This window comes from Rhizobium sp. RM, from assembly GCF_013390595.1.
GTDB lineage: Bacteria > Pseudomonadota > Alphaproteobacteria > Rhizobiales > Rhizobiaceae > Agrobacterium.
This window is the reverse complement of sequence record NZ_JACAWV010000012.1, coordinates 88,999-102,759: the sequence shown is the minus strand read 5'-3', so window position 1 is coordinate 102,759 and position 13,761 is coordinate 88,999. Positions and strand designations below refer to the sequence as shown.

The 13,761-nt window shown below is 55.8% G+C and carries 9 protein-coding genes; all 9 read right to left on the bottom strand.

Annotated elements, in window-relative coordinates:
• Nucleotides 1–235 precede the first annotated feature (235 nt).
• Nucleotides 236–2,680 carry a TonB-dependent siderophore receptor gene (locus HWX89_RS13755; protein ID WP_138793981.1) on the bottom strand — a complete coding sequence of 815 codons (2,445 nt, stop codon included), beginning with the start codon at nucleotides 2,678–2,680 and terminating at the stop codon, nucleotides 236–238.
• 174 nt (nucleotides 2,681–2,854) lie between these two features.
• A complete protein-coding gene (locus HWX89_RS13750; RefSeq protein WP_138793982.1) occupies nucleotides 2,855–3,808 on the bottom strand; it encodes a FecR family protein in 954 nt (317 codons plus the stop codon).
• A 120-nt stretch (nucleotides 3,809–3,928) separates the two neighbouring features.
• The gene (locus HWX89_RS13745) at nucleotides 3,929–4,516 is read right to left on the bottom strand and encodes an RNA polymerase sigma factor (protein WP_246705164.1); all 588 of its coding nucleotides are present in this window, start codon (nucleotides 4,514–4,516) and stop codon (nucleotides 3,929–3,931) included.
• Between the two features lie 895 nt (nucleotides 4,517–5,411).
• Nucleotides 5,412–7,403 (bottom strand): FAD-binding oxidoreductase, encoded by a 1,992-nt coding sequence (locus HWX89_RS13740; RefSeq protein ID WP_138793983.1) that lies wholly within the window; start codon nucleotides 7,401–7,403, stop codon nucleotides 5,412–5,414.
• Nucleotides 7,404–7,414: 11 nt separating this feature from the next.
• Nucleotides 7,415–9,046, bottom strand: coding sequence for an ABC transporter ATP-binding protein (locus tag HWX89_RS13735; RefSeq protein ID WP_138793984.1), 1,632 nt, complete (start codon nucleotides 9,044–9,046; stop codon nucleotides 7,415–7,417).
• A complete protein-coding gene (locus HWX89_RS13730) occupies nucleotides 9,043–9,873 on the bottom strand; it encodes an ABC transporter permease (protein WP_138793985.1) in 831 nt (276 codons plus the stop codon). The genes HWX89_RS13735 and HWX89_RS13730 overlap by 4 nt, the downstream gene beginning before the upstream one ends.
• A gap of 9 nt (nucleotides 9,874–9,882) precedes the next feature.
• Nucleotides 9,883–10,860, bottom strand: coding sequence for an ABC transporter permease (locus HWX89_RS13725; protein ID WP_138793986.1), 978 nt, complete (start codon nucleotides 10,858–10,860; stop codon nucleotides 9,883–9,885).
• A 23-nt stretch (nucleotides 10,861–10,883) separates the two neighbouring features.
• On the bottom strand, nucleotides 10,884–12,059 hold the full coding sequence (locus HWX89_RS13720) for an amidohydrolase (protein WP_138793987.1): 1,176 nt from the start codon (nucleotides 12,057–12,059) through the stop codon (nucleotides 10,884–10,886).
• Nucleotides 12,060–12,152: 93 nt separating this feature from the next.
• Entirely contained in the window at nucleotides 12,153–13,727 is a 1,575-nt protein-coding gene (locus HWX89_RS13715) for an ABC transporter substrate-binding protein (RefSeq protein ID WP_138793988.1), read from the bottom strand.
• Between the last annotated feature and the right edge of the window lie 34 nt (nucleotides 13,728–13,761).

Sequence of the window (13,761 nt, the reverse complement as noted above, 5' to 3'; positions counted from 1 at the left end):
ACTCCACCCAAAAGTGAGGATACGCTGAGGCTCGGATTCAACGGTCGTTGACCCAAAAGCGTGTTTTACGGTGACAGGGAAAGTGCTCGAAGCATTGGCTGTTCCGGCACTCAACATCACGCTCGTGACGGTGAGTGCCTTCAGGATAGCTTGAATGGTCCAGTTTCGCCCGCTTGTGCGGCACGCAACAGCTTTTAGTGGTCCGATCGTCGTGAACCTCGTCATTTGGTGCCGATCAGAACTTATGCGTGATGCTCAATGTGACATTCCTCGGGGCACCAATGAAATTCCCGTAGGCAGTCGACGTACTGAGCTTCGAGTAATAGGTCTTGTCGAAGACATTGTTCACGTTGAGCTGCATGGCGGTGCTGTCGTTGAACGCGTACTTGGCCATGAGGTCGAAGACCGCATAGGCTGGCTGCTCCTTGTAGGACGTTGTCGTTGCGTAATAAGTCTTGCTGAACGCTCGGACACCACCGCCGATGGTCAAGCCCTCCAAATCCCGGTCGAAATCGTACGAGGCGTAAAGCTTGAACATATTTTCTGGAGAGACATTGGAATTATAGGTCTGACCTTCCTTTGTCCCTTCTATGTATTCAGCTTTTGCGAAGGTGTAGCTAGCAGACACGTTCAACTGATCCGTGACTTTGCCATTGACTTCGAATTCGACCCCTCGTGTTCGAACCTCGTCGGCCGCGGTATAGCAAGAGGTGCCGCCAGCGCACGCCGTACCGTAATAGATAGGCAGGTTATTTTGATTGGACTGGAAAATAGAGACTGTCGCGTTGAGACGGTCATCGAAGAAGCTGCCTTTCACACCAGCCTCAATGTTTCGTCCGTCTATGGGTGCAAGAATGTTGCCGCTCGGATCGTAATAGGGTTGCGGCTGGAAGATCGAGGTGAAACTCCCATAAACTGAAACGGTATCAGTCAAGTCATAGACGGCACCCACATAGGGAACGAACTTTGCTTTTTCTTCGAGCGAAACCTTTTCAACTGCGGAGTTGTAATCGTACCAACTGACGCGTGCGCCAAGAATGAGTTTCAGGTCGTCGGTGATGGAGAAGCGACCGGAGCCATAAAGGCCGGTCTCTGTTATCGTAGGGTTCGTATTATAGTAATTGGTCGTGATGCTCGGTTTGCCAATTGCCGAAGGATCCCAGTTGAATATATCGACTGCATAGGCTTTCGCACTGAAAGCCGAATAGGTGAAATCGTCTCTGTGCGTACTTGCCCCGAAAACGAGGTCATGCGTTCGACCGAAAAATTCGACCGGGCCGGACAGCTGTCCATCGATCGCATAGGATTTGCTGTCTCCGTCGTAAATCCGGTCGTTTTTGTAGTAGGTACCGTTGCTATAGGTCAGGTAGGAGGACTCGATCGTGCCACGGCTCCAGGCATGTTGAGCAGCTATATTTGCTTTCCAGCCGTTGTCGAAGCGATGCTCCAGATCGAAATACGCCGTCGTCTTGCGCTTGTCTGAATACTCCCATTCACTTCCAAGGTAGTCCTTGGCAGTCCAGTCGTAAAACGAGCCATCGGGCTTGGTCGGATAACCGCCGTTGCCATAGCCATCGATATGTTCTTTCTGGTGGCTTAATCCGAGGCTCGCAGTGGTGTTCTCGGTAAGATCCGCCTCGATAACCCCATACAGAACAAAATTTCGTTGATCGTTGTAGTCTCGATATCCTTGTCCGCCCAGAAAAGACCCCGCAAACCGTGCGCGGACCGATCCCTCGTCGTTGAGCGGGCGACTAGCGTCCAGTTCTACACGCCCGTTACCCCATGACGAGGCGGTCGTCGAAATTGAGGTTTGGGCCGTTTCGGTTGGTTTTTTTCGCACCAGATTGATTGAAGCGGAAGGATTGCCTGTGCCTTGAAGGAGGCCCGTCGCGCCACGCACGACCTCGACCCGATCGTAGATGATGAGATCGTCCTGCGTAGTGCCGTCTCGCGAAAACGTCGTCACCGAGTTCGTTAAGCCATCATATTGAATGCTGTTGACCAACGAACCGCGGGAATAATATTGCCAGCGGCTGTCTCCGAAATCGGGCGTGGCAACCAGCCCCGGCACATCATTGATCGCCTGATCGAGCGACGTATAGGCCTTATCCTTGATCTTTTGACTGGTGACCACGCTGACCGACTGTGGCGTCTCTTTGATCGACAGAGGCAGGCCAGTTGCCGAGCTCATTTGCGATGTCGTGTACGAACCTGTCCCCTCAGTCGTTCCGCCCTGACCTTGAAGCGTGATTGTCTCCAGCACGGTCGAGCCACCGGCTGCGGCACCTGCGGCATCCACCGTCGCGGATGGATCGACGATCGTCACGATATTGGTTGAGGTGAAGCGGTAAGCAAGCCCCGAGCCGGCAAGTATCCTGCCCAACGCCTCCTCGCGGGTCAGATTGCCGGTAACCCCGCGCGAGGTCTTGCCCCGCACCAGGCTGGCTGGATAAAGCATCTGAAGGTTGGAGCGGTCACCGAAGCGAGAGATTACGGTTCCAAGCGAGCCAGGTGGGATCGAGTAATTGATGGCGGCAGATGCCTCCTGTGCAGCCGCAGGCCGTACGTTGACGCCTGCCATTACAGAAAATGCCGATGACGCTAAGAGCGCCAGACCAAATCCTCCGATAAGACCTTTTGCCTGGGCGGATGACCTGTCCCCAACCTGCTTGACCATACCCCTGTCGAACTCCTGTTTTTGCACATTAAACGAGCGCTAACGCACTCTTCCGATGCATAGACGGAATTCGAGGGTCCCCACCTCACCCCCAAAGTGGAAAATAATTGTCAGGATTCAGTTTTCTTTTTGAGGCGGCAAAACGGGACGGTAAAATCGTCCCGAATTTTTACATCATGCAGGGTGGAGAACCACGAGCCAGGACGATAGCGGGAAGGTTCGAACAGGCAAAGTGGTCCGGATCGCATCAAGCACACCGTCCGGATTGCTGATGTCGAAAATACCGCTCACGCGCATATTGAGCAACCGGCTGTCGGTGACTTGGATAGTACCTGAACGATAACGGTTCACGTCGGCTAGTACCTGCCGCAGTGGACGATCCTCAAAAATCAGCTTACCACGCCTCCACGCTAGTTCCGACTCGACATCAACGGGCTGAACGTTACCGAGGCGATTGTCGTCATAGGTCACATACTGTCCCGCGTTGAGGACAGCATTTGAGCTATCCGGTCCCAGGACAGAAACCGCGCTCTCTTCAACAGATACGGTTACGGCGCCCGACCATTCGTGGACGACGAAGCGCGTTCCAAGAGCGGTGGTACTGCCACCGGCAGCCATAACCTCGAACGGACGGTCAGCGTCTTTGGCGACGTCAAAAAAGGCGCGACCGCGAAGTAGGTGAACTGTGCGGGTGGTATCGGAATAGTTCAGTGCAATTGCTGTATGAGCATCAAGCTCAACCTTCGTCCCATCGGCGAGTACTACGCTGCGAAACTCGCCCGTTCCGGTAAAATGATCGCTTGCCAGGAAATCCGGCGGGCCCACCACCAACGCCACGGTCGCTGCGGCTAGCGCGCTTGCACCTCCGACGAGGAAAGCGCGTCGTGAGGAGAGCGGGCGGTCCGTGGTTTGTCGAGAAGCGACCTTGCGCGGATCGGCAATACGATCCAGATCTGACCAAATGCCGCCTAGTTTGACGTATTCCGCGCAATTCATAGGGTCAGACGCCAACCATACTTTATGATCGGACCGCTCGCCTTCCGTCGCATCGCCTGAATTGATACGCACGAACCACGTCAGCGCTTCGTCGCGCGCTTTTCGTTGTTTATCTTTATTCGTTGCTGCCATCGTGGCCACCAGCTGATTCATCGAGAAAGACGGGACGACGCTTCCGGGTCCAAGCATTCGGAATATAGACGAATGAGACCGGACACTACCTCACCCATCTCCCAAATTTTTTTAAGTTTTTTAGTCAATGAGGTCACCCAGCCGGTCCCTGAGGTGTGCAAGCGCCTTCATGACCAGTTTTTCTACCGCGCTTCTCGTAATACCCAATTCGCGGGAAATTTCAGCGTGGCTCAATCCATCAATCTTGTGCATGAGGAAAACCTGTCTTTGCCGCTGTGGTAATTCCGATACGGCTTGTTGAAGGCGGTCGAGACGCTGGCGATAATCAACGATCCTTTCCGGCGAGGGTTTTTCATCTGCCGAATCTGGAGTTTCTTCTGAAGAAAAGTATCGCTCAATCGAACGCTTGCCACGAATGTGGTCCATCGCAGAATTATCCGCCATCCGAAACAGATAGGACCGCGGATTCTTTATGTCCGTTTCAGTTGGAATGTTTTGAAGCCGCAGATACGTATCCTGCAACACGTCGGCCGCATCTGCATCACGACCGAGGCGACGCGAGAGATGCCTTAACAGTTCTTCGTAACTGGCCGCGAAGCTCTCAAATATACTCTTCTTTTTTTCTCCGGCCATTTCTCTAAAACCAATTCGAGAATTCGGCACGCATGTTGGAATGTGCGCCCGATACGGTTGCGTGATCGAGATCATACCAACACGATCCTAGACCCCGCGCGTTCCCCGACTAAGCGTTTAGCAAAACTTTCGCTAAAAAATCCAGTTTCATGAGGAAGACCACATTTAGATTTTTCTCTTATCTTTTGGTACTTCTGGCCAAAACAAGTCCGCGGCTATGCACCAGTCTTCATTATTAGCAGCCGCCAGCCGCTCCGGAGTTCACACGTTTTGCTACAAACTGTGTGGGGTTATCCACTGCGGCCGGAGGAACCCTCTATTGCATTGCCCTCAAAAAATCTTCTCGCGGCAACGGCTGATATCATCCCTCTAGAAAAACTCCGTGGACCGGCATCCGTGAACCGTCACCTGTCCCTGCCAGAAGGTCTATCGCTGAATTTCACAGTTCAGGGCCGCACCATTGTAGAAACACACTTCAGCCTTGAGACGAACGGCACGCGGCATGCGAGCTCGTTCACAACTCTCAGCAAGGATTTGACGGAATTTACCGGCACGGCAAAACACGTCCCACCTTATCCGAGGCCAGCCTTCTATTCGCTCGACGAATTGATCGGAATACTTCACTCGTCCGATGAGCTGGCACGGCTTTTTCACGGATCGTCACGCACCTCGAATGGCTGTTGCTTCGTTAGTTCTTCTTAGACTGATCGTGCTGCCATTTAACGGAAAAGAACATGCCCGTGACCCACACGAGGATCTTCGCTGAAAGAAGACTATCCGAAACCAATCTACCCGATCCATTATTTTGGACCTTTCAGGACGAGTGCTTTCCCCACCATGCGCACGTTCCGATATCATTGTACGCATGCACCAGATACGCTCGAACATAGCGCTTTTGATTTCGACATTTGTCGCGTCCGTGCAGGCTTGAACTGCGACCGCCCGCGCTGCGATATCGTTCTATGTGCACCTAGCAATCCAGCACCATGTCTCCCGTTGGTACGGCCTGGCATAACAACACACGCCCCCTGGGCAACAAGGGCTCCTCGCAATTCACATAACTCGGCTTTCCGCTTACAACGCTCTGCATGCAAGACTGGCAGTCACCGCTGCGGCACGAGAACTGCACATCGATATCGTTGGCAAGCGCGAGATCCAGAAGCGAGCCGTCCTCAGGGGTCCAGATAACGCGCTTTTCAGATTTGACAAATTTGACCGTGCACGGCTGGAATGCACTCAAAGCTTGCGAGGACATCGGCGAACCACTGTCGCTGGCTCCAAATGCCTCCATCCTCACGTTTTCAGGCAAAGCTCCAAGCGCAATCAGCCCATTTTTTAGATCATGCATGAAACAATCTGGACCACAGACATAAAAATCAGCCTCCTTAACCGGCACATGGCCGGCGATCAGTGCCGAATCAAGGCGCCCTTTGTGGTCGCAGGTATCTCCGTCGTCGGGCCGAGAATAGACAGTGAGGAGGCGTATTGACGGGTTGGATGCCCTGAAACGCTGCGCTTCCCCGGCGAACAGATGGTGCCGCGCGCTCCGCGCAGCGTGAATGAAAAGGATCTCGCGTCCCCCGGTCTCTCGCGCCAGATGTTCGGCCATTGGCAACAATGGCGTAATACCGACACCGGCACTGACGAGGACAATCGGCCGGTCAGGCGCGCTGTCCAGTATAAATTTCCCGCCGGGTGCACCAAGCCGGACTTCGTCACCGACAGCTAGCGTGTCGTGCAGCGCTGCGGACATTCCGTCATCACCGACGCGGCGAACGGAGATGCGTAAGGAGTGAGGGTCCGGCATACCGGAAATCGAGTAACAGCGACGCTGCGATGACCAGCGATCACTCTGCGGCAGCGTGATGGTGATGAATTGGCCAGGCGCCGCAATGCCCACAGGCGCTTTATCCATTGGCTTCAAGAGGAATGACACCACATCCGGGCTCTCTTGATGTCGCGCGGTACAGATGAAACTGCGCAGACCACTCCAAGCGGGCGCCGGAGTGTCTGACCAGATGCGTGAGCGGGTAAATGCCGCCGAGCAATGGAAATAGATCTCCGCCGGCTGCACACCGAAGCGACGCTGCCCGTTCTCACCAAGCGTTGTCTCGCGGACTGTGCCGTTGACGCGCAGCGCATCACAGCGCCCTGGCTCGACAGCAAGCAGTGCACATGGCGTCGAATGCGGGATACTCGAGGCAAAAGCGCTCACTTCGCCCGCATGCAGAAGGAAAGACGAAAGGTTGCTTGTCGGATCAAGCCGCAACGGCACATCACCTGCAAGAACGATAACGATCTCCCCGTCCTCTCCCTGATGGGCAAAAACCAAAAAGCTTGCATCTTCAATGAAAGACATGAAGCCGGGGCTTGGAAAATCATAAACCTTTGTTTGCACGATGGGGCTAGGCGTGCCGTAGAAACCCCGCAATCCCTCGCCGGCAAGGCGGCTTTCTGCTCCCACATCATAGAGGACGGGGGTGCGCCCACGCTCTGCCTGCCATTCCTTGTCGCTGAAATAGATCCCAAGCGCATCGAGAGGAGGTTTTCGCCCTGATGGATCGACCCAGAAGCCGCTGTCGCGAAAGGCACGACTGTCTACAAACTCAATTTTGCTTGGCGTCAGTACCATGACGCTGAGCGCACGGTTCTCGTCGGCCGGAAAGGCAGCGATGTCTTCGTCGGCCTGTGAAACGGAGGCATGCGCTGCGACGCGCAGGTATGTTTCAGACTGACGGTTGATCAGCAGCAGCGCAACCTTTGGATCGCTCAGAATGTTGCCGATCGTATCGAGGCGCCTGTTGCCGACATAGTCGGGCATTAACAGGCTACCATCGTCCCGCACACGCAGAACCGATGGTTGCCCACCACGAGGCGAAACATCCATCGCCCCTTCCCGGTTGCGCGATGCAATGAACAACAAGGTCGACTGCTCAATAAAAGAACGTGTAAGCTCATCCATGGTCTTGCCCCCTAAACTGGCGCACCGGCAAGTGCCCTGGCCTTGAAAAACTCCCGTCCCGGCACGGCATCAAGCAGGCGACGGGTGTAGTCGGCACGGGGCCTTTCAAACAATTCCAGAGACAATGCCTGCTCAACGATGCTGCCGTTCTGCATCACGACGATTCGGTCGGCGATTTCGCGGGCAACACGCAAGTCATGCGTGATGAAGAGCATGCTGAGCCCCATTTCCACCTTGAGATCCGAAAGCAACTTCAGGACCTGCGCCTGAACCGAAACATCGAGTGCAGAAACTGCCTCATCGGCAATAAGACAGACCGGATCGAGTGCGAGTGCCCTGGCAATACAGATACGCTGGCGCTGGCCGCCGGAAAACTCATGCGGGAACCGGTCAAGTGCCTTCGCGCTCAATCCAACCTTCTCCAACCACCGTGTCGCGGTTGCCTTCGCTTCAGCGCGTGTCGCACCAAACGAGATCGGCCCGCGAATGATGCTTTCACCGACCTTCAGTCTTGGATCGAGCGACGCATAAGGATCCTGAAAAACGATCTGTACCTTGCGGCGGAACTGACGAAGAGCTTCTCCACGCATCGATCTGACCTCGACGCCGTCGAACATCATCGTGCCATCATCCGGCTCAATGAGCCGCAACACCATCCGTGCAAGCGTCGATTTGCCGGACCCGCTCTCACCAACAATGGCGAGCGTATCGCCACGATTGAGCGTCAGGTCGAGGCCATCTGCGGCCACGACCCGCCGAGGCTCAGCAAAGAAGCTCTGGCGAGTGGCAAATACCTTTTTTAGTCCGGCGATCTGAAGGAGTGGAGTGTCCTTACCTTTATCGGAACGGACCGAACCACGCCCGGGAACGGCATCAAGCAGGTCACGGGTGTAGCTGTCTTTTGGTTGATGAAGGACGGACCCGGCCTTCCCTTGCTCCACCACCTTGCCGTGGCGAAGGACGACCACACGGTCGGCAATGTCTGCGACCACACCGATGTCGTGCGTTATGAAAAGCACCCCCATGTCACGCGTCTTCTGCAGATGGAGAACGAGATCAAGAATCTGCCGCTGGGTCGTGACGTCAAGCGCAGTCGTCGGCTCGTCCGCAATCAAGAGCTTCGGATCGTTAGCGAGCGCCATCGCAATCATCACTCTCTGACGCTGCCCGCCCGAAAGCTGAAACGGATAGGCCGATACAAGCGAGGCGGGATCAGGAAGTCCGACATTCGAGAACAGTTCAAGTACCCGGGCATCGACTTGAGCGTCGGGAATATCTTGATGCGTGCGGATCGCCTCGGCAACCTGTGTGCCGACCCGCGCCAGCGGATTGAGTGCAGTTAGCGGCTCCTGAAAGATCATGGCGATCTGGTTGCCGCGCAGAGCGCGCATCTCATAGGGTGCAAGATCGAGCAGATTACGGCCACCAAAACGGATTTCTCCACCACGCGCCGTCACCTGTTTGGGCAGGAGACCAAGAATGGCGTGCGCGGTCATGGACTTTCCCGACCCGCTTTCCCCCACAAGGCAGACGATTTCGTTGGAATTGACGGTAACGCTGATGTCATCAACCGCATGATGTCGGTCGGCACCTGTTGGCAGGCCGATAACCAGCCTATCGATTGAAAGCAGGGGTTCGGTCATGCGCGGGAAATCCTTGGATTGAGAGTGTCGTTCAACGCCTCACCAACAAGGTTGATGGCAACAACGGTCAACAGGATGGCAAGTCCGGGGAAAACGCTCATCCACCAGGCCTGGCGGATCACGGTGCGGCCTGCACCGATCATGTAGCCCCAGCTCATGAAATTCGGATCGCCCAGTCCCATGAAGGACAGTGCTGCTTCAATGAGGATTGCGGCTGCAACCGTAAGCGAGCCAGCGACGATGATAGGTGAGACTGCATTGGGAAGGACGTGCCGGACAACGACAGAAAGCGTTGATTGCCCCTGGCAGCGCGCTGCCTGGACAAATTCGCGTTGCGACACAGTCCTGACCTGTGCCCGTGTCAGACGGGAGAGAGGCGGCCAGCTGACGAGGCCGATCGCCAGAATGATTGTTGTTATTGACGGGGTCAGTATGGCAACGAACAGGATCGCAAGAACAAAACTTGGAATCGTCTGGAAGATCTCCGTAAATCTGACGATCGCTCCATCGACGGCGCCGCCGGCGTAACCTGCAACACAACCGAGAACCACGCCTATGCCAAGCGCAGTCAGCGTCGACGCAAATCCGATCAGGATCGAGACCCGGGCGCCATGGGCAATACCCGCAGCAATATCCCTGCCAAGGGTATCGGCACCAAGCAGCATGCCATTCTCACCCGGACGAGAGAAAGGTACGCCTGCCATGTCCCATGGAGACGCGGGATAGAGCAAAGGTGCAACGAGCGCCAGGAGGCACACAAGACTGAGAAGCACGAGGCCGATTAGGCCTGCCGGACGTTTCAGATAAGCACGCATAAAGTCCTGCATTCTATTCTCCTATCGGCCCTTGATGCGGGGATCGATGATCCGGTGCAGAAAGTCCGTCATGAGGTTGGTAGCGATCACCAGGACCGACATGATGAGGAAGAGGCCGAGCAGCACCGGGTAATCGCGTGCCGTCACCGCATCATATGTGAGACGGCCGATCCCCGGCCAGGAAAACACCGTCTCCACCACCACCGCGCCGCCAATCAACGCGCCCGCCTGTAGCCCTGCAAAGGTGACGACCGGTACCGCGGCATTGCGAAGCATGTGGCGCCGGAGGATCTGACCCTCGTTGAGGCCTTTGGCGCGCGCAGTGCGCACATGATCTTCATGGGAAACCTCAATCAGCGAGGAGCGCATGAGGCGGGTGTAAACGGCCATGTAGATCGCCGCCAGCGTGACAACGGGAAGGATGAGATGCTTGGCGACGTCAAGCGCATACTCGATAGGCCCGAAGCTTGAGGCGCGGATGTTGGCGTAACCAAAGGCCGGAAGCCATTCAAGCTGTATCGAGAAGACCAGCACGAGCATCAGCCCGAGCCAGAAGACAGGCGTCGCGTAAAAGACGAGCGACACCAGCGAGATCGCCAAGTCCGACCATGTTCCGTGGCGGCGCCCGGCGAAGGCGCCGAATATCACCCCACCGATCAGAGACAGGAAAAAGGCTGAGAGCGTTAGCATCAGCGTAGGGCCGAGCCGTTCAAGGATCAACTGGCTCACCTCAGCGCGCTGCCGGTAGGAATAGCCGAGATCGAATTGCACGATCTTACCGAGGTAGGTGGCAATCTGCGTCAAGAACGGCTTGTCGAGCCCATAGTCGACGCGAATTTGCTCGATAAACTTGGCATCGGCAGCGCCGGACTGGCCCGCAATGACAAGCGCCGGGTCACCGGGCGCCGAGTGGATGAGCACAAAATTGATCGAGGCAATGACGAGGATCGTAAAGACGATCCCCGCGAGCCTGGCGAAGAGGCGGGAAAATATCATCATCAGCTAGCAGCCATCCCTTGCTTTTATGCGCCGCTCTTTTGCGACACGCCTAGGAACTGGTCGAGAACGCCGAGAAACAGACCGGCTTCGACGGGGATTAGCTCGTCTGGAAAATCATAATCGGGATTATGCACCATGGGACGGTCCATGCCCGAACCGATGAACAGGAGCGCCGATTTCGAACATGAACCGAACATGCCGAAATCTTCTGCGCCGCGAATTGGAACATAGGTCGTGACGCGAGAAAGTTTCATACGCTCAGACGCCACCTCGAAGGCGTGAGCAGCCTCCGGATCATTGATGCAGGCACGAAAGAAATTATGCGTCGAATGGTGGAAGCCCAGCCCTTCCCGATCTGCAATTTCGCCGACGGCCCTCAAAACATCGTCGAGGAGCGCATGGATCGCTTCGCTCTGAGGCGTGCGCAGGGTCATGCGCAATTCAGCCGATCCTGGCGTGACACCAAAAACGGGCTTACCCATATTGACCTGCGTCAGCGTGACCCTGCGAAAGCCCGGTGCGATCAGTTCACCGACCTGGAATTGCTCTAGAGCCTGAATGATAAGAGCCACGGCACGTGCTGGCGAAACTCCCGTTTCCGGCATAGAGGCATGGGCAGTCTTGCCGCTCAGTTCAATACGCAACCCCATGGAGGCGCAGGTGATCTGGCCAGGGGCGACGGCAACATGGGCGAGAGGAAGGCCCGGCATGTTGTGGATTGCAAAAGCGTAGTCCGGTGTCACTTCCGCGAACTTGGGATCGGCAAGGACGGCTTCCGCGCCATGCGCTGTTTCCTCAGCCGGCTGGAACAGGAGGACTGCCCTGCCCCGCAATGGCCGATGCTTTCCGATATAGCGTGCGACTGCGCCCATTCCGGCCATATGACCATCGTGACCGCACATATGGGCCTTTCCATCGATGCGTGAGCGATAAGGAAGATCGGACACTTCGTGTATCTGCAGCGCGTCAAGTTCGCATCGCAACAGCACAGTCGGGCCGGGGTCCGCTCCATTATAGACAAGCGCTACACCATGGCCTCCAAGACCCGTGATGACGTGATCGGGATTGGTATCTGCGAGAAAGGAAACCACCTCTCGAGCCGTTCCCATCTCCTCGCCCGAAATTTCCGGGTACTGATGCAACTTGTGGCGCCACGCCCTGAGGTGCGCGATTTCTGCATTGTCTAGGTATAAGGTCATTGGCAATCAGCCTCCTTGAATGCGGCCGAAAGCCACCTGTGAAGAAAACAAAGGGCGTGCCGCCGTGCTGGCGACACGCCACAAACGTGGCGCTTAACCGAAGTGAGCGTTGCCAAAGTTCGAATTGACGCCGGTCGAGGTTGTGATCAAATCCTTCAGCCGGTTGTCGTAGATCGTCGGATACTTCTGCTCGCAGAGCCAGATGACCGGGGCCTCCTCGACAAGCAGTTTCTGCACCTCGCTATAAAGTGTCTGCCGTTTGCCCTGATCGAGCTCCACTGCGGCCGCTTCGAACAGTTCGTCGACCTTGGGGTTGGAATAGCCGGAGGTGTTCGAAAACATCACGCCCTTGCGGATGTTGGACGAGATGTACGTTCGGGCAACCCCCAATGCCGGGTCCCCGTTTTGATAGAGTTGGTTGCCACTAATGTCGAAATCGCCGTTGCTGACCGCCGAAACCCAGCCGGCCAGATCGTTACTCTGCAGTTCGATCTTAATGCCCGCCGCACCGCAGGCCTGACGGACATACTCAGCGATGCGCGTCCAGGTATCACCTGCCGGTACCATCGTAAATTTCAGTGTTACCCGCGTGCCGCTGGCGTCGGGCTTGAGCCCCATATCATCGAGCAGAGAAGCCGCCTTATCGACCGATGTTTCATAGGTCTTCACATCTGCGTCGTAGAACCGCATCGAGGATGCTATTGGACCAGTTGCGGCATTCGCCAGACCGAACATGATGCGGTCGCGCACGAAATTGCGATCAATCAGATGCATCAACGCTTGGCGAAAACGCTTGTCGTTCATGGGAGGCTTGCGGCAATTGAGTTCCACCCACAGCATCGGAGAGAAATACTCGTATCCTTCGGTGGTCATGGCCAGATGCGGCAGCGTCGAGAGACGCTCGGCATCGAATGGCTCGATGTCCTGCCATTGGGCCAATTGGGCTTCCCCCTGCTCCAGCGACACCGACCGTGAGGCAGCATCAGGAACGACGCGATAGAAGATTTCCTTCAGCTTTGGTTGACCCTCACGATAATAGTCCTCGAAAGCCGTCAGATGAATGTGCGAACCCTTGATCCATTCCGTAAGACGGAATGGACCCGTGCCGATCGGCTCTTGCTCCGCGCCTGCTTTGCGAAAATCCTTTTCCTCCAGGAGGTGCTTGGGCGCCATGGGTGCGGATGCGGTCTCGAATGCCATCAAAAAAGCCGGGAACGGCTTCTTCAATCTGAACACAACAGTATGGGCATCGGGTGCAGATATGTCCTCGCAGCGATTGAAGACGTCGCGGGCCCGCGGATGCACTTCCGGCAATAGTGTCTTGCAGGAGAAAACGACATCGGCAGACGTGAACGGCTCTCCATCATGCCATTTTGCATTGCGAGCGAGATGGAACGTGTAAGTCAGGCCATCCTCGGAGATATCCCAGGTATCAGCGAGCAACGGCTGAGGCGTGAGATCCTTCGCATAGGACAAAAGACCTTCGTACATTTTCCCTGCAACGACGCCAGTAGGTGTCTGCTGGTTGAGACAAAGATTGAGGATCGGGGGTTCAGGATTGACGATCGACGTCAGTGTATCCACGCTCTCCTGGGCAAATGTTTCTTTCCCGAACATGGCCGCGCCAAACAGGGCCATTGTCATCGCATTGAATTCCCGCCGCTTCATTTCGTTCTCCTTTGCCAGATAGGCATTATCAGGA

Excerpts from the sequence above, each read along its gene's own strand:
- HWX89_RS13745 (WP_246705164.1), bottom strand. The coding sequence starts at position 4,516 with ATGATCTCGATCACGCAACCGTATCGGGCGCACATTCCAACATGCGTG.
- HWX89_RS13725 (WP_138793986.1), bottom strand. The coding sequence starts at position 10,860 with ATGATGATATTTTCCCGCCTCTTCGCCAGGCTCGCGGGGATCGTCTTT.
- HWX89_RS13755 (WP_138793981.1), bottom strand. The coding sequence starts at position 2,680 with ATGGTCAAGCAGGTTGGGGACAGGTCATCCGCCCAGGCAAAAGGTCTT.
- HWX89_RS13750 (WP_138793982.1), bottom strand. The coding sequence starts at position 3,808 with ATGGCAGCAACGAATAAAGATAAACAACGAAAAGCGCGCGACGAAGCG.
- HWX89_RS13715 (WP_138793988.1), bottom strand. The coding sequence starts at position 13,727 with ATGAAGCGGCGGGAATTCAATGCGATGACAATGGCCCTGTTTGGCGCG.
- HWX89_RS13730 (WP_138793985.1), bottom strand. The coding sequence starts at position 9,873 with ATGCAGGACTTTATGCGTGCTTATCTGAAACGTCCGGCAGGCCTAATC.
- HWX89_RS13735 (WP_138793984.1), bottom strand. The coding sequence starts at position 9,046 with ATGACCGAACCCCTGCTTTCAATCGATAGGCTGGTTATCGGCCTGCCA.
- HWX89_RS13740 (WP_138793983.1), bottom strand. The coding sequence starts at position 7,403 with ATGGATGAGCTTACACGTTCTTTTATTGAGCAGTCGACCTTGTTGTTC.
- HWX89_RS13720 (WP_138793987.1), bottom strand. The coding sequence starts at position 12,059 with ATGACCTTATACCTAGACAATGCAGAAATCGCGCACCTCAGGGCGTGG.